This is a genomic window from Streptomyces poonensis (assembly GCF_014650915.1).
Taxonomy (GTDB): Bacteria; Actinomycetota; Actinomycetes; order Streptomycetales; family Streptomycetaceae; genus Streptomyces; species Streptomyces poonensis.
Genome location: NZ_BMVW01000009.1, coordinates 183,839 through 198,778, shown reverse-complemented (window position 1 = coordinate 198,778; position 14,940 = coordinate 183,839). Strand labels below are relative to the sequence as shown.

Annotated in this window: 14 protein-coding genes and 2 pseudogenes; 6 read left to right on the top strand and 10 right to left on the bottom strand. The window is 68.6% G+C overall.

What is annotated here, in order from left to right; translation table 11 throughout:
• Positions 1-228 precede the first annotated feature (228 nt).
• On the top strand, positions 229-1,299 hold the full coding sequence (locus IE242_RS22610) for an endonuclease/exonuclease/phosphatase family protein (RefSeq protein ID WP_189862064.1): 1,071 nt from the start codon (positions 229-231) through the stop codon (positions 1,297-1,299).
• 426 nt (positions 1,300-1,725) lie between these two features.
• Here the strand turns inward: IE242_RS22610 and IE242_RS22605 are convergent, their stop codons facing one another.
• The gene (locus IE242_RS22605; RefSeq protein ID WP_189862062.1) at positions 1,726-1,893 is read right to left on the bottom strand and encodes a hypothetical protein; all 168 of its coding nucleotides are present in this window, start codon (positions 1,891-1,893) and stop codon (positions 1,726-1,728) included.
• Positions 1,894-2,132: 239 nt separating this feature from the next.
• Between IE242_RS22605 and IE242_RS22600 the strand changes: the two genes are divergently transcribed.
• Complete coding sequence (locus IE242_RS22600; protein ID WP_189862061.1) at positions 2,133-3,410, top strand: hypothetical protein; 1,278 nt, start codon at positions 2,133-2,135, stop codon at positions 3,408-3,410.
• Between the two features lie 142 nt (positions 3,411-3,552).
• A pseudogene (locus tag IE242_RS22595) lies at positions 3,553-4,321 on the top strand (transposase family protein).
• Between the two features lie 88 nt (positions 4,322-4,409).
• Here the strand turns inward: IE242_RS22595 and IE242_RS22590 are convergent.
• From IE242_RS22590 to IE242_RS22565, 7 genes are all read right to left on the bottom strand, one after another.
• Positions 4,410-4,598, bottom strand: coding sequence for a hypothetical protein (locus tag IE242_RS22590; RefSeq protein ID WP_189862060.1), 189 nt, complete (start codon positions 4,596-4,598; stop codon positions 4,410-4,412).
• Positions 4,599-5,027: 429 nt separating this feature from the next.
• Entirely contained in the window at positions 5,028-5,711 is a 684-nt protein-coding gene (locus tag IE242_RS22585; RefSeq protein WP_189862058.1) for a pyridoxamine 5'-phosphate oxidase family protein, read from the bottom strand.
• Positions 5,712-5,728: 17 nt separating this feature from the next.
• Positions 5,729-6,799: a zinc-dependent alcohol dehydrogenase family protein gene (locus IE242_RS22580; protein ID WP_189862056.1), complete on the bottom strand. Its 1,071-nt coding sequence runs from the start codon at positions 6,797-6,799 to the stop codon at positions 5,729-5,731.
• 567 nt (positions 6,800-7,366) lie between these two features.
• Positions 7,367-7,516: a universal stress protein gene (locus IE242_RS38860; protein WP_308436774.1), complete on the bottom strand. Its 150-nt coding sequence runs from the start codon at positions 7,514-7,516 to the stop codon at positions 7,367-7,369.
• Positions 7,480-7,728 (bottom strand): hypothetical protein, encoded by a 249-nt coding sequence (locus IE242_RS38855; RefSeq protein WP_308436777.1) that lies wholly within the window; start codon positions 7,726-7,728, stop codon positions 7,480-7,482. The genes IE242_RS38860 and IE242_RS38855 overlap by 37 nt, the downstream gene beginning before the upstream one ends.
• 271 nt (positions 7,729-7,999) lie before the next feature.
• The gene (locus IE242_RS22570) at positions 8,000-8,743 is read right to left on the bottom strand and encodes an HAD family hydrolase (protein WP_189862054.1); all 744 of its coding nucleotides are present in this window, start codon (positions 8,741-8,743) and stop codon (positions 8,000-8,002) included.
• Positions 8,744-9,671: 928 nt separating this feature from the next.
• Positions 9,672-9,926, bottom strand: coding sequence for a hypothetical protein (locus tag IE242_RS22565; protein ID WP_189862052.1), 255 nt, complete (start codon positions 9,924-9,926; stop codon positions 9,672-9,674).
• 1,631 nt (positions 9,927-11,557) lie between these two features.
• Between IE242_RS22565 and IE242_RS22560 the strand changes: the two are divergent.
• From IE242_RS22560 to IE242_RS22550, 3 genes and pseudogenes are all read left to right on the top strand, one after another.
• Positions 11,558-11,814 (top strand): annotated as a pseudogene (locus IE242_RS22560) (HypC/HybG/HupF family hydrogenase formation chaperone).
• 110 nt (positions 11,815-11,924) lie between these two features.
• Positions 11,925-12,452, top strand: coding sequence for a BON domain-containing protein (locus IE242_RS38850; RefSeq protein ID WP_308436773.1), 528 nt, complete (start codon positions 11,925-11,927; stop codon positions 12,450-12,452).
• Between the two features lie 15 nt (positions 12,453-12,467).
• Entirely contained in the window at positions 12,468-13,007 is a 540-nt protein-coding gene (locus IE242_RS22550; RefSeq protein ID WP_189862050.1) for a flavodoxin domain-containing protein, read from the top strand.
• A gap of 426 nt (positions 13,008-13,433) precedes the next feature.
• Here the strand turns inward: IE242_RS22550 and IE242_RS22545 are convergent, their stop codons facing one another.
• Both IE242_RS22545 and IE242_RS22540 read right to left on the bottom strand, forming a co-directional pair.
• The gene (locus IE242_RS22545; RefSeq protein ID WP_229859280.1) at positions 13,434-13,700 is read right to left on the bottom strand and encodes an SHOCT domain-containing protein; all 267 of its coding nucleotides are present in this window, start codon (positions 13,698-13,700) and stop codon (positions 13,434-13,436) included.
• Positions 13,701-13,722: 22 nt separating this feature from the next.
• Complete coding sequence (locus IE242_RS22540; protein ID WP_189862048.1) at positions 13,723-14,598, bottom strand: universal stress protein; 876 nt, start codon at positions 14,596-14,598, stop codon at positions 13,723-13,725.
• Positions 14,599-14,940 lie beyond the last annotated feature (342 nt).

Sequence of the window (14,940 nt, the reverse complement as noted above, 5' to 3'; positions counted from 1 at the left end):
CGAAGAGCAAGCGAAGATGCTCTCGAAGGTGTCGCACCGGCTGACCCGCCGGTCAATCGACGTTTGCTCGCCCTGTTGACTTCGCCGGATCGGAGTAGCAGCCTTCTGCTTACGGCGTTGCTGCCCTTGATGACGAATGCGTAGTGACCTCTTAACCGCAGCGATAAATCTCACGTGCATAACTGCAAGTGACGAATCCGATGTGGCGCACAAAGAGAGGGCTGCTTCATGCCCGACAAGCTCGGCAAGCTGAGTGTGCTCAGCGTAAACGTCGCAGGTATCGGCGACACTCCACCCGGGATCTCCTGGGAAACTCGGGCAGATCGTATCGCCCGCTGGGCGCAGCAGCACACGCCCCCTGACATTGTCGCATTACAGGAAGTCTATGGATGGCTTTTCACGCCCCCCATTCGAAGCTGCGGGCGAGGATTCGGCGTCAGCGCGGGGGACTACGATCAGATTGACATCCTGCTTGCCGCATTCAGGAATGCTACGGGCGTCACCTATCGAGTCGCCTACCTCACCGGCAGCGAGCTTTCCTTCGGCGTGATCCCGTGTCAGATATATCACGCGCAGTCAGTTCTCTATAACCCAGGACGACTCGTGAACCGATCCGATGATGCAACCGGATCTTTCGCGCACGATGCAGACGTGCGCGGGCCGCACCGTCGTCGTAGTTTACCTCTCTGTAACCGCGGCACTCGACTCATGCCACTTGAGACATTGATTGATGGACCCTTGCAAACGGATAAGTGTGGACGGGGTACCCCCAGTGGCCCGGCTACAGTAGTAATTCCCGAAAATGGACACATCGCCGGATCGTTCGTCCGGCTTGCGTTCACCAGCGACCCGACTAAAGTGATCAACTTTTTCAATATTCACTTCAACGCCGGGAAAGCGGAAAGGGATCTGCCTGTCGTGAGGGAGCTGATCAGGCACGTAGGCCCGATCGGCCATGACGCTTCGTCGCTCTACTACCCGCCTTTGCTTGCGGGGGATCTGAATGAACTGAGTCTTGCGCAGGCATTTCCCGACTTCAAGATGGCGCACAAGCCTGAAGATCCTGAAGAGGTGGTCATGATCGGGATCGGTGCCACGGAGAGTGTGCCAGCAGCACGGTACCGCGCCCGCGTAACGCAGACCGCAACTATTCCGGACTTGCCGCAAGGTGTCTCATGCCCGGGGAAGCCGGAAACTCTGATAAGTGACCATTGTGGCGTATTCGTAGGCATTGCACGCTTCCCCGGTGAGACGGGAGTGGCTACTGCCATAAGTGCTATATCCGGGCTTCTGCGCTAGTTGCACCCGTCCGCCTCACTGAATCTCGAGACGAGATTATACAGTATTCACCGCCCCCTTCGAGATGGAGGTCTAATGGCGGAAAAGACGTACGACTGCCGAGTTAATGGGGCGGGTCCCCACAACGATACCGTAGCGATAAATCTGACAGATATGGCAGATTCGCCGGCATTCAAATTGACTTGGTTCCGGGCAGTTGCTGGTGCTGAGGATCGTCTCCTGGCGGCCGCGCTCGTTGCCATAACGTCAGACGCTACAGTGGCCACTACGATCGACTTGGATACGCAGGTAGTATCCAGGCTACTCGTCCTTCATTTCTAAGGTCACTTACTCCTCGCCGCCTGCTCCCCTTTCCCGCCAGCTGAGCATTGCCCGTCGCGGTCAGGGCGAGGCCGGGGTGGGCGAGGACCAGGCGGAGCGACCGGATCAGCGGTTGAGCTGCCGGTTGTTGTCGTCCGGAGCGGGGGCGTCGGGCTGAACGAGGACGGGGACGTACACCTGGGGCTGGACGGTGACCTGCGGGGCGCCGGTGTGGACGGAGGCGAAAACCCGCGGGCGCAGGTTGAGGCCGCGCAGGGCGAAGGCGGAGGCCATCGTCCAGGCGAGGGCGGTGGCGACGGTGCGCGCGGGGTCCGGGGCGGTCTGCTGGTGAAGAGGCGGTATTCGAGACGTGCGCTATTCGGCCGGGTGCGGGGCCCTGCATGGGGCGTGGCACACCAGGGAAACCTGATGGCGGTCATCGGTGGGCCGTTCGCCGGAGTCCCGCGAGTTTGAATGTCCAGCCGCCGTCTTCTCGCTACTGTCTGCAAGGACCGATGGCCGATGGGCGGACCATGAACCTTGTGCTTAGGCTGATCCTGCTCTTATACGGGCTGGTCTTGGGCGCATTTGCTGCCCTGGACCTCTTCCTTGCCGACGACTTAGATATCAAGTTGGCCGGGGCCTGGTTCGGGTTTGCCGCGCTGGTCATTGTCGTCGGATGCGGTGCCTCGTTCACGGCCCGCAGTGAAGCGCGGCCTCGGATCTACCTGCTCCTCGCCTCCGATGTCGCGACGGTTGTGGTAGGTCTCGCACTGGTACTGCGCATCCGGTCGAACTTCGTTCCGCAACCGCAGCTGTTGACGAGTCTCGTCGTTACTGCCATCGCCATCCTGGCCGCAGCCGCCCTGGGCCTACTGGACCTCAGGACAGCGCGCCGGGCCGCGCCCACCAACCGGGATCGGCAGTCGCCGGAGAGGGCGACCGTGGTCGGCGGGGTGCTAGGAGCCATGGGCGCACTCGTGGCCGCCAGCCTGGCCCTTCCCCAGTTCTGGTACACCACACGCTACGCGCCCTCAACCGATGTCCCGGTCGTCATGGTCAGCAACGACATCATGCAGGTCAGCAACCGTGACGGCCAGCTGGAGGTACGAGCGGCCGTCACCATCGAGAACACCGGAAAGACTGCGATCAGGGTCCTCACCTCCCTGTACGAGATCACTGGTACGGAAGTTGAGGTCACGCACTCTCCTGACTCGGGCGTGGACCGGAAGAAGGTGGGCGCTGCCCTGGAAGGCAACTACGGGCCGGCTGCCCGCTACAACACCTACGCCACCTATCACCCACCGCAGCAGATCCAGTTCGGTCCCATCACGGTGGATCAGGCGTGGCTGGGACCGGGCGAGAAAACCAGGGCGACCTTGGAGGCCCATGCTTTCCGGGGGAAGCTCAAACTGCTACGGCTCACTGCGGATGTCGCGGTCGCGCGGGCCGACCGGGTCAAAGTTGACGAGTCCCGGCCTCCCGTCAAGCGCCCCTTGATCGACTGCCCTGCCCCAACGCCGAGTTCCGCCAGCACGAAGATCATGGAAACCCGACGGCCGTTGAAGCACGCCGGCATGCTCGACTGGTTGACCGAGAGCAACCGGGAGTTGGTCACAATCTGGGCGGTCAGCGGAGCGCAGGGCGATGTTTCCCCTTGGTGGCCACCGTTCCCCTGGATCAATGCCTCCCTCCAGCACACCGGGCATGACTGCGAACGTGCTCTGAGAAGCGATGACGACGGTCTGGAACAGCGAGCCATGGTTGGTTGGGCAGGCACGGTGGCCGAGGCGCCCGTGCCCGATTCCTGAGCTTGCAGCGTTTTGACGTCAAGCAGCCACTGCGCGTGCGCCAACTTGTTCTGTGAACTGGTCAGTTGGTTCGACAGATAGGTGAAGCCCCTCGTAGACGGGTTCACGACCAAGATCACCCGGTACCCACCAGAGGCTTCGCGTGCTTGTTTACCCGTGCGGGCTGGACGTGTCCAGTCGGTCGCTGTCCTTCCTCGCCGCTCGCCTGCGCGAACGCCGCCGTCGGATCAAGAGCCGCTGGCGCCGGCTCCTGGTCGGGTGTCAAGCCCTGCTGGTGTTGGCGCATCTACGGAACAGAACCACATACGCCCAGCTCGCAGCGGGTTTCGGGATCGGAACGAGTACGGTCTACCGCTACATTAGCGAGGCCGTCGACCTCCTGGCCGCACTCGCGCCCACCCTCGAGGAGGCCGTCAAGGCCGCTTCGACGAAGGCATACGTCCTGCTCGACGGGACGCTCCTGCGCATCGACCGGATCGCCGCCGACCGGCCCTTCTACTCCGGGAAGCACAAGAAGCACGGCATGAACGTGCAGGTCATCACCGATCCGTTCGGCCGGCTGCTGTGGGCCTCGCCCGCACTGCCGGGGGCCGTTCACAACGTTCGCGCGGCCCGTGAACACGGCATCATCAACGCCCTCGGCCAGGCCCGAATACCTTGCTGGGCGGATTGGGCTACCAAGGTGCCCGTGGCACGGTCCGAGTTCCATTCCGCGGCCGGTAAGAAAGCTTTCCACAGGTCAGCAGGCCGTGAACCGATCCCAAACCAAGATCCGAGCCCTCGTCGAACAAGCCATGGCCACCCTCAAGAACTGGCGGCTCCTTCGCAAACTCCGCTGCTCGACCACCCGCATCACCGGCCTCGTCCAGGCCGTCCTCACCCTGCATCACGCCAGCTCAACCGAAGGTTGAAAAGGCCTCAGTGATCAATGGGTAGCTCAAGGGGCCTGGATGCTCTGTTGGACTTCGCGGGCCACTGGGCGGCGTCGGCACTGTCCGCCTAGGCTGTCGCCATCTCTGGTCCGCCACACACCAGGTCTGCCGGAGCCCAGTGGTTTCCGATCCGGCCGACGCCCGTACGGAACGGCGCGCTGGTCGTGTCGACGCCCTCGCAGCCGCCGCGCAGGTGCGGGAGGCCGGTGGACGGCGTGGTGGCTCGGGTGCTGGCGGCCGGGGCTGGATCAGCCATGGGACGGGCGTCCGCAGCAGGCGGGTGTCATCGGCGGTCGCGGGGAACAGGTGGCCGTACGCCGAGCCACTCATTCCATGGCATTCCTCGCTCGGCAGCAGCCGCGCCGTACCTGGTTGGCCAGGAGGCCGGTGAACGTCCCGTGCCGGCCATGAGGAGGTTGCCGCCATCCGACCTCGGCCGAAGCGTTCAGGTAAGACCCCACCGCTGTGAGCAGTGAAAGCGCCGCCGCACGGTGGGCGGAACGGTATCCCCATACCGACCGAGCCGCCCTGCGCTGCGGTACGGGGGCTGACGAACACCCGAGCCAGTGGCTCCAGGCGGCGCGTGGGCAGCGGGGGACGAGGCGCCCGTGAGTTTCTCCGGCAGCACCGGGAGCGGCGTCCCGCTCCCGGTCGGGCAGTCGACGTCAGGCCCGGTCCAGCCTGGTCACACCGTGATACGGCGCCCGGTGACCAGGTCGGGGTCGATACACACCCACATGTCCCGCTTCCCTCCGGCCCATGGCCTGCTGTACGCCTCCTCCTCGAGCCTGCGTACGGCATCCGGATCGGTCACGGCTCGGGCCCGTCCGCGCACGAGCACGCTCCAACCTTGACTGAGGGCGTCATCGATCCGGTCGACCTCGAAGGCGACCTGGTGGCCGGGGGCCTGGGCCGGTGCCGTGCCGGGAGCCGTCCGGAAGACGATCGCGTCCTCGACGACGCTGTAGTTGACCGGCACGACGACCAGGCCGGAGCAGGTGGACAGCGCCAGCCTGCCCACCCCGTGCGTCGCCAGCAGTTCCCAGCACTCCTTGGTGCCCACATCGGTGAACACCGGTCGGGGAGCGGCCTGTTCGGTGCCCGGCGGCAGGTCGGCGTCGCCCCCGGCGAGTTCCGACACGGTGGTCCCAAGGGCACCCGCCAGCCTGAGGAGGACGCCCTGGCCCGGCGCGGCCCCGGGATGCTCCTCCAGGTACCGCAGGTAGCCGGGGGCCATACCCGCGCGGAGGGCCGTCTCCTCCCGGGTCAGCCCGAGCTGCTTCCGCCGCCGGGCGATGCGGCGCCCCAGGTCGCCGCGCGGGGAGGCGCCGGCAGTGTTCTCCGTCGATGGCGGCGTCGGATCGGTCATGGCCGACGCTCCTTCCGTCACACTGCGCCCGCGGGGACGACCTCGTGCCGCTGCCCGCCGAGTACGACCTTGAGTGCGCCGGTATCGGCCGCCCGGGAGAAGACCTCGTAGGCCTCCTCCATACGCTCCAGCGGGAAGGTATGGGTGATCAGTTGTGGGGTCGGGAGCCGGCCGGCGGCGACCATCCGCAGCAGGGTCGGCGTGGAGTGGGTGTCCACCAAACCCGTGGTGATGGTGATGTTTCTGCTCCACAGGTCTTCCAGGTGCAGGGCCGCGGGCCTGCCGTGTACGCCCACGTTGGCCACGCGCCCGCCGGGCCGTACCATGCGCGTGCACAGCTCAAAGCTCTCCGGCACGCCGACCGCCTCGATCACGACGTCCGCGCCGAGGCCTCCGGTGAGGTCGCCGATCAGCTGCTCGGGTGCTTCCCGGGCATCGGCCACGGCGTCGGCGCCCAGCCGCCGGGCGGCTTCGAGACGTGGAGCGGCCAGGTCGACGGCGACGATCCGCTCCGGCGCGAACAGCCGGGCGGTGGCGATCGCCGCCAGGCCGATGGGGCCAGCCCCGACGACGGCGACGGTGTCCCCGGGGCGTACCCGCCCTTTGAGAACGCCCACCTCGTAGGCGGTCGGCAGGATGTCCGCCAGCAGCACGGCGTCCTCACTGCTGACCGTGCCGGGCAGCAGGTGCACGGACAAATCGGCGTACGGCACCCGGACGTACTCGGCCTGGGTACCGTCGATCAGGTGCCCGAGGATCCAGCCACCGCCGCCACGGCACTGCCCGTACATCCCCTCCCGGCAGTAGCGGCACCGGCCGCAGGCGCTGATGCAGGAGACCAGCACCCGGTCGCCGGGCCGTACGGTGCGCACGGCGCCACCGACCTCTACGACCTCACCGACCGCCTCGTGCCCCAGCACCCTGCCTGGGCGCACCTCGGGCACGTCACCCTGCAGGATGTGTAGATCCGTACCGCAGATGGTCACGGCACCGACCCGCACGATCGCGTCGGTGGCCTCCTGGACGCCCGGGTCAGGGACGTCCTCCCAGGCGGACCGCCCGGGTCCGTGGAAGACCAGACCCTTCATGACGGAACCCTCCTCCCTCGATCGCCGCGAGTCTCCGTCTTGGCGGTGCGCCGGGGGACCGACCGGACTGCGAGCCGGTGCGCTGCCCGGAGTCCCCACAGTTCCAGGGTGTCCCCTCTCGGCCTGCTCCGCATGGGCCGGTCGGCCCCTTCCGGGCGTATCGTCCGAAACAGTGAGGGCGGCACCACAGCGGCGCAGCTGCCGCCCGAGACATACGGCCCGCACTGGTGGCTGGCGCGTTCGCAGACGAAGTCGGTGGAACCCCGGAAATGGGTATTCCGTGACCCGCGCGATGGCGCCGCCCTTGTGCCGCGTCCCTGCATGTGAGTCCGCGCGTCACGCGGACCGTGACCTGCCCGGGCCGGCCGAGGCGCGAGTGCATCCGGCGGTACTTCCAACGGTCTGTCGAGCACCTGCCAGCGGAAGGAACGGCTTCGGCGCCGGCTGGACGACCCAGTGCGGCGCTCGAAACTGTCGCCTACGGTTCCGGTTCTGCCGTAGCAGGAGGTGGCGCCGCCCGTGCTGGACCCGCCGGAGCGCTCGCCGTCCACCGGCTGTCGGGTGCGGTCACTCGCGCTCGGGGACGACCGCGACCGGGCAGGCGGCCTGGTGCAGGATCGTGTGGGCGACCCGGCCAAGCTGCAGTCTGCATCGGTCCTTGGGGCGGCGGGCACCGACGATCAGCAGGTCGAAGTCGTGCGAGGCGGCCTGGAGCACCTCGCGGGCGGGGCCCCGGCGGTGCGGAGGTGCAGGTCCACGTCGGGCACTCCAGGCGCGGACGGCCGCTGAGGGCCCTCGTGCTCGCCGACGCCCAGCACGACGGGTCCGTGCCGCCCGGGCGTCGCCAGGGCGTTGTGGCCGCCACGGAGCACGATCACCGGCCAGTCGGCGTGAGCTGCCACAGTCAGGCTCACGGAACCGAGCAGCATCTCCGCGGTCCCGCTGCTCCCGCGCGAGGTGTCCTGGCTGGCCTGCTCACTGTCCATCATCGATGTTTCCTAGTGATATGTTCCGTCACCACGGGAACTTCCCCTGACAGGTGCGCATGCCCCCTGCCCATGCCGAACGGCAGCAGGGCCGATCGTTCCCTGTTTGGGCATGCCGTCCAGCAGGGTGATGCTGCCTACAGCCGCCGACATGGCCTTCACCACGTAGGAAATGTCTGAGCCCCGCGCAAGCCCATCCAGCAGTCCGCGTGTCTCACACGAGCAGTTCCGCGAGATCCCGTACGACGATGTCGGCACCGTGCCGCAGCAGCCTCTGCCCGGCGTCCGGACCCGGGTCGCGGGCCACGCCGACGACGAGGGCGAAGCCACCGTTCCGGCCCGCCTCCACGCCCGCCACCGCGTCCTCGACGACGGCAGCACGGTCGACCGGGACGTCCAGCCTGCGGGCCGCTTCGAGGAAGAGGTCGGGCCGCGGCTTGCCCGGCAGGCCCAGCTGCGCCGCCTCCACCCCGTCGACCAGCACGTCGAACAGGTCGAGGACCGCCGCCCGGTCGAGCAGCTCCCGGGCGTGGCGGGACGCGGACACCGCCGCACACCGGATGCCCGCCCGGCGCAGGGCGCGCACCAGCCGCACGGTGCCCGGATAGGCGTCCATGCCCTGCTCCCGCAGCCGCGCGGCGAACAGCCGCTCCTTGGCCTCGGCGACGGCCCGCACCGTCGCGGGCGGCGGGTGCAGGCCGCGCGAGGCGAGGAAGGCGGCGGCGCCGTCGAGCCGGGACCGGCCGTCCACGTACCGCAGGTAGTCCTCCCGGACGTCGAAGGGACGGCGCTGTCCGGGGGTCGGCGGCGGGTGCTCGGCCAGGTAGGCGTCGAAGGCGGTCTTCCACGCGGCGGCGTGCGCCCGGGCCGAGTCGGTGATCACCCCGTCGGTGTCGAACACGACGGCCCGCACGTCACCCAGCGTGGCAACGAGCCTTTGACGGGACTGAACTGTCATGAGCGCTCCTTCTGCAGACGGCGGCGATGCCCCTGCGGGACCGTGGGTACGTCCCTGCCGTTGAATGCCCGCCGATCGCACGATGAGATCGGGCCGAGTTCCACCATCACGGTGGCACCGGCGGGCCGACGGCAGAAGAGTCGCTTCGGCCCCTGTCCCGTCCATTCGGCCGGTGAGCTGCGCGCGCCGACCTCTGTGCGGTGAAGGGCGTGACAGGGAATGTGCACAGCTCGGCCCTCCTTACCGCCGCCGCCGACTGCCGCCCTCCCCGCCTCCGGAGGCGGCACGGCCCACCCGGTCCCGGACCGACGCCCGGCCGACGGCCTGGGAGTCACCGGCCCGGGTGGTGGCAAAGCCACGCCGCGAACGGTGCCGATCTTCGAAGTGCGATCCCCTCCGCCCGTGCCCTTGACCGGGACGGCCAGAGCGGTACCGTCGCCGCGAGCTGACCACGGCGGTGCTGCGACCGCAGCCGACCGGGGCCCGGTCGCCTCCCGTTCGGCCCCGTCCGGCCGGGAGGAGGCTTCAGTTCGGGCACAGCGGAGGCCGACGTGCCCGACATCCGGCTGTACGGAAGGCCGACGACATGAGGCCGGCGCACCTGGAACAACAGCGGGCCGAGGGCCGATCGGCCCTCGGCCGACCCGGACAGCCCAGGGGACGCGCGGGTACGGGGCATTCCTCCCACCATGACGGCCGCAGGGTGCAGTCGCTCGGTGGCCCGAAGACCTCGCCCGGCGTCAGGACAAGCAGCCGGTCCGCCACGACCCGTTGGCCGACGTGGCGGAGTTACCTGGGCGGGCACGCACGGGCCGAAGGCGCGCCTTGTCGACCCCGAACGGTCCAGACGACGCCTCGACCCGGCCTGATATTTCCAGCCAGGGCGATGGTGACGGGCATGGCGTCGTCCTTCTCGAGCGCGGCTCGGCTACAGGCCCCGGACCAGGAGGATGTCATGGGCCAAGCGGGCGGCGCGAACGGCACGGCCGCCATCGACCGGCCCGTTCCCGACCAGGCCTTCGAGGCCCTGGACGAGCGCTTGCACGGCAAGTGTCAGGGTATCCACCTGCTTCTCCAGGTTCCGCAGCCGCTGTCCCAACTCCTGCTCCACGTCCGTGCCGTGTCCGGTCGAGGCCGTGTCACCGATGTTCACGGCAGGCGCAGGCTCGTGCGGATACTGCATGGTTGCCTCCCGAAAGCCAGCAGCGCTCGGCTTCGTGGCCCGACCATACCGACGATTTCAGTGTCACCTTCGCCGAGCAGCGGAAGAAGGGCCGAAAGGGGCGCCACTGACAGCGTTCGGCCCTTGCCTGCCTCCAACTCTCGCCGAGACCGCTATGGAGTCACCCGCCGTGAATCGCGGAGCGCCAGGGCCCTAGGGAGGCTGAGTGGTCATCACCTCCGCTACCGGCGAACAGGAACTTACGCTCGACGGCGACGAGCGGTTCCGATCGCGCGGCATCAGCGGCCGCCGTACGGGCCGAGGCGAACAGCCGACTCGGTGCGGTCCGGTGTGGGATCGAGCAGGCGGGTGGTCACCGGCAGTCCTCTCTGGCGCGTTCGAGCCTTCAGGGCATCGCTCAAGGACCGCTTCACGAGGTCGAGAAAACGCCGGACTGAAGTCCCTCTTCGGTCCACTGAACCGGCGGTCCTGAGGCTGGTGGGGCATCGGCTCCATCACCGCGCGGGCATCCGGCGATCCCTCAGCAGGAACGCGAAGTGGCGCGAGACATGAATCAAGCACAGGCCCTTTGGTCCATTCCCCGAGTTCGGATGGCCCTGTCCTGCCCGGTCGGAGATGGAAACGATGTAAGTGGAGACTTCGGGTCGGCAGATGCAGCACGGCAGTAACCCTCGGCCGACTGCCGTGCGGGGTCATCTGCCGGGGCGGCCCGGTAGGGTCGGTGCTGCCGAGCCGTGGTCGGAAGTACGCGGGACTACGGCCGACCAGGTGTTCGCGCGCCGGGGCGGTCGCGCGCCGGGGCGGTCGCGCGAGCACCCCGTGAATGAACGGGTCACCGCAAACGGACGCCAGCGTCTGACAGATGCGGCTTGACCTGGCTGACGACACATCAATACGTCCGGTTCCGTCACTGTGGGCGAGCTACATCCGGGTAATCAGCGCCATCGCAGGAGCTGCGGTCGCAGGCGCCCCATTACGCCGAGCCGAGAACGTAGAAGCCAGCCAAGTCGGGCAAATCGCACGGTCGGGACGTCTTGTGCGCATTCTCTGGCGTCGGAGTCGAGCTTCTTGGGCCCACGAGCGCTCTGTCCGGCTTCTGCCGCTGTCTGCCTCTCGGTTGCGTGCGTCTCCGGACGGGCGAACTGCCTCCCCGGTAGGCTCACATCACGCGCGCCTGCCGCTTGGGCTCGGTGACCGTACAGTTCTCACCGGTGTTCACAGCGGTGCTCCGCTCGCTCGGATCCGAGGTGGCCGTACCGCCGCCTCATGGATGACGGTGCGTTCATCGTCGTCGAAGAAGAACCTCGCCTTGAGCAGGTCAACGAACCGCCCGTCCGCCATGACGCGCGTGGAAGGCACCGACGAGGTCCTGGACCCGGCCGACGGATCAGGCGGACCCGTGATGATGCGATCAGGCGGCGCGGGTCTTCGGTGAGGGCCTATTGGCCTCTGGCAGCGTGTCGAGTACGGCGCACCGTGGGAGGCATGGCAACGCGTGCGTGGATCGCCGTCGTCGGAGTCGGAAACGAGTTCCGGTGCTGGTGGGCGGCGAGGTGCCGGTCGGGGACGGCGGCATCAGTTACGGCCAGGCCGCGGTGGCCGCCGCCCGGCTGGCCGAGGAGGTGAGGCGTATGTGCCTGGGCATCCCCGGTGAGTCCTGGAGGTCCACGACGACGCCGGACTGCGCATGGCCACCGTCGACTTCGGTGGCGTACGGCGGGAGGTCTGCCTCGACTACACGCCCGGGGCCGACGTCGGGACGTACGTCGTCGTGCACGTCGGGTTCGCGATCACCGAGGTCGACGAGGCCGAGGCACAGCGCACCCTCGACGTCCTGCGGGCGATGGCGGACGCTGTCGGGACGGAACTGGGCGAACCATTGCCGTGACGGCCGGCTGCCCGGGCCGTCCGGCCCTGCGCCGTGCCCGGCCGGCCCCTCGGGGTCAAGGCTTCCGAAGCGGATGCTGACACTGTCAACCTGCCGACGAAAGGCACACGATGACCGCCAATCCCGCCCATCCCGTATCCGGCGGCGAGCGGGTACACGCCCTCCTCACCGACGGCACGACCGTGTGCATACGGCCCGCAGGCACGGGCGACCAGGAGGCCGTCCTCCGGCTGTACCGGCGGATGTCGGACGCGAACCTGCGCCTGCGGTTCTTCACCGTCAGCCGGCGCTCCGCGGAGCAGGCCGCCACCCGGATCGCCGGGCCCGCGAAGTCCGGCCACCGGGCGCTCGTCGCCACGCACGGCAGGGACCGGATCATCGGTATCGCCGAGTACGAGACGACCGCCCTGTGGCTGACGCCACATGCCGTCGACGTGGATGTGCACGAGGGCGTGGTGACGCTGACCGGCCGGCTGGAGCGGCGCAGCGACGTCACCGCGGCCGTGCACCTGTGCCGCGGGACGGACGGCGTGGTCGCGGTCGTCGACCACCTCACGTACCGCTTCGACGACTCCCGTCTGCGGCCCGAGGAACCGCACGTGCACGGCGTCACCGACGACTGGCTGCGCAAGCTGTGAGGAGGTGTGCCGGTCATGACGGGAACGGTCCTGGTCGCCTACGGGTCGAAGCACGGATCGACCGCGGACATCGCACGACGCATCGGGGAGGTCCTGGCGAAGGAGGGGTTGGCCGTGGACGTCCGCTCGGCGGCGGACGTCGGGGACGTGGGCCGGTACGACGTGGTGGTCCTCGGGGGCGGGCTGTACGCCGGCCGCTGGCACCGTGACACCCGCCGTTTCGCCCGCCGCAACCGCAGGGCCCTGACACGGCGTCCGGTCTGGCTGTTCAGCAGCGGCCCGCTGGACGCCTCCGCGTCCGAACGGGACATCCCTCCCGCACCCGGCGTGCGGCGCCTCGCCCGCCGCATCGCGGCGCGCGGCCATGCCACCTTCGGCGGTCGCCTGGAGGGATACGTCGAAGGGCGCGTGGCCCGAATGATCGTCGAATCCGGTAAGGGCGGCGACTTCCACGACTTCGAGCAGATCGCCGCCTGGGCGACGACGGTGGCCCGGGATCTGTCGAGCGAGTCTGACCGAAGTGATGAGCCACACCGTCATCGCCAGCAGCCGTAACACCCCCTTCGAAGCACAGTTGATCGACCGATGGGAACTGAGCGCCCTGCCAGTCATGGCGGGTGACGGCCGGGTGATCGGTGGGTGTCGGAGGCGGATCTCCTGCTGAAGGAGGAAGCACGGCACACCCACGACGGGACGGACGGAGGCACCGAGCCGTCCGAAGCGGGCGCGCTGACCGCGGGGAACCGATGACATCCCGGCCGTCACCGTGTACGTGGACGCGCGGACGCCACGATCGCCGAGGCGACCCGCATCATGGCGCGCCGTCGCGTCAAGCGGCTGTCGGTCGTCGATTCCGCGGGCCGCATCGAGCCGGCGTGCCTGTGACGCCGCACGAGGCGTCACGGGCGCACGCGATCCGCTGTGTCCGCCCACTGAGTGAGCAGAGCTGCGTCGGCCGATCGTCGGACGACCGTCGGTCGGTCAGTGTTTGGTCAGGCCGGAGCCGTTCCCGCGCAATACGGCCAAGCGCCGCTGGTACTCCTCCTCGTCGATCTCCCCGCGGGCGAACCGTTCGGCGAGCAACTGCTCGGGCGGCGTCGGGACCGAGGTGCGCGGTGCTCCGGACGCGCGGTTCAGGGTGCGGAAGATCAGAATTGCAATAGTGATGAGCAGAGCCCACAACACGACCGTACTGATCGACATCGTGAACCAGCCCCATCCGGTCATGCCATGGCCGTTCCAGTACATCGCGGGTCACTTCCTCGGAAGCTCAGATCTGCTGAGGCACGATCACCACCGGGCACCGAGCATGGTGCAGCAGCGTGTGTCCCACGCGGCCGAGCTGAAGGCCGTAGTGGCCGTGCCTGCGCCGGGCCCCGATGATCACAAGGTCCGCTGCGGCGGAGCGGTGCAGGAGCACCTTGCGCGTCGGCCCTTCGGCCGTGCTGCGATGGACCCGGACCTGCGGATGGTCGGCCACCGCGTCGCGGAGCAGGGCGTCGAGGTGGGCAGACGCCTGTTGTTCATGCTGGTGAGCAGGTTCTCCGGCCAGCAAGGGGTGATCGGCGGTCTCGTGCGCGGGACAGCGCCAGGCACGTACGACGTCGAGGGGGCACGCCCGCGTCTCGGCCTCGCGGAAGGCGAAGCGAACCGCGTCGCCGCTCGTCCCGGCCTCGCCCGCACCGAGCATGATCCGTTCATGTGTGCCGGCCAGGCCCGCCTCGTCGCCGCGGACCACGAACACCGGACAGCGGGCACGACCTGCCACGGCCAGGCCGACCGAACCGAGCAGCAGCCCCTTCAGCTCACCGCGGCCACGCGATCCCGTCACGAGAGCCGAGGCATTGCGGGCTTCGCGCAGCAGGGCGGACACCGCTTCCTCCGCCAGTACCTCGCCGGTCACCTTCACTTCCGGGTTGCGCCGTCGGGCGCGCTCCGTCGCGGCTCCGACGATGTTCTCCCTCATCACACGCTGAGGCGGACGCTCCACGCTGCCCGGCGACGACAGCCCTTCATAGCGTTCCCACCGCGAGGCGTACACCAGCCGCAGCGGCCATCCCCTCCGGGCGGCCTCGTCCACCGCCCAGTCGACCGCCACGAGGCTCGGTTCCGATCCGTCGACGCCCACGACCAGGGGCAGCTCCATCGTCCTCACCGCCTTCCGTCGGGCTGCTGCGACGACGCAGCCCGGGACTCCACTGTCACCGTCGCACCGTCGACCGGGCTGGGCGAGGGGCGATCAGGCCCTCGTGGGGGACGTTGGGCCCTGTCCGTCCGCACCGGGACGGCAGCAGACCGGTGGGGGCTTCGAACGTGGCGTCCTCGGAAGCCGCGGTGGCCGTGCCAGGGGCCGGCTGGCCCATGGCCACCGCGCCGGTTCGGGGCCGATGCTGGTATCAGTCGGCGGCGGGCCCGGTGCGGCCGGTGCCGCGCAGCCGTTGCGGTGCCGGGCCGCGCTCCCGTGATTGTGCCGTCCGCGAGGCCGAGA

Coding starts and splice junctions, on each gene's coding strand:
- IE242_RS22610 (WP_189862064.1), top strand. CDS start 229: ATGCCCGACAAGCTCGGCAAGCTGAGTGTGCTCAGCGTAAACGTCGCA.
- IE242_RS38855 (WP_308436777.1), bottom strand. CDS start 7,728: ATGCTGCTCGGTTCCGTGAGCCTGACTGTGGCAGCTCACGCCGACTGG.
- IE242_RS22600 (WP_189862061.1), top strand. CDS start 2,133: ATGAACCTTGTGCTTAGGCTGATCCTGCTCTTATACGGGCTGGTCTTG.
- IE242_RS38850 (WP_308436773.1), top strand. CDS start 11,925: ATGACCGCCAATCCCGCCCATCCCGTATCCGGCGGCGAGCGGGTACAC.
- IE242_RS22540 (WP_189862048.1), bottom strand. CDS start 14,598: ATGGAGCTGCCCCTGGTCGTGGGCGTCGACGGATCGGAACCGAGCCTC.
- IE242_RS22605 (WP_189862062.1), bottom strand. CDS start 1,893: ATGGCCTCCGCCTTCGCCCTGCGCGGCCTCAACCTGCGCCCGCGGGTT.
- IE242_RS22585 (WP_189862058.1), bottom strand. CDS start 5,711: ATGACCGATCCGACGCCGCCATCGACGGAGAACACTGCCGGCGCCTCC.
- IE242_RS22570 (WP_189862054.1), bottom strand. CDS start 8,743: ATGACAGTTCAGTCCCGTCAAAGGCTCGTTGCCACGCTGGGTGACGTG.
- IE242_RS22550 (WP_189862050.1), top strand. CDS start 12,468: ATGACGGGAACGGTCCTGGTCGCCTACGGGTCGAAGCACGGATCGACC.
- IE242_RS22580 (WP_189862056.1), bottom strand. CDS start 6,799: ATGAAGGGTCTGGTCTTCCACGGACCCGGGCGGTCCGCCTGGGAGGAC.
- IE242_RS22545 (WP_229859280.1), bottom strand. CDS start 13,700: ATGTACTGGAACGGCCATGGCATGACCGGATGGGGCTGGTTCACGATG.
- IE242_RS22590 (WP_189862060.1), bottom strand. CDS start 4,598: ATGGCTGATCCAGCCCCGGCCGCCAGCACCCGAGCCACCACGCCGTCC.
- IE242_RS22565 (WP_189862052.1), bottom strand. CDS start 9,926: ATGCAGTATCCGCACGAGCCTGCGCCTGCCGTGAACATCGGTGACACG.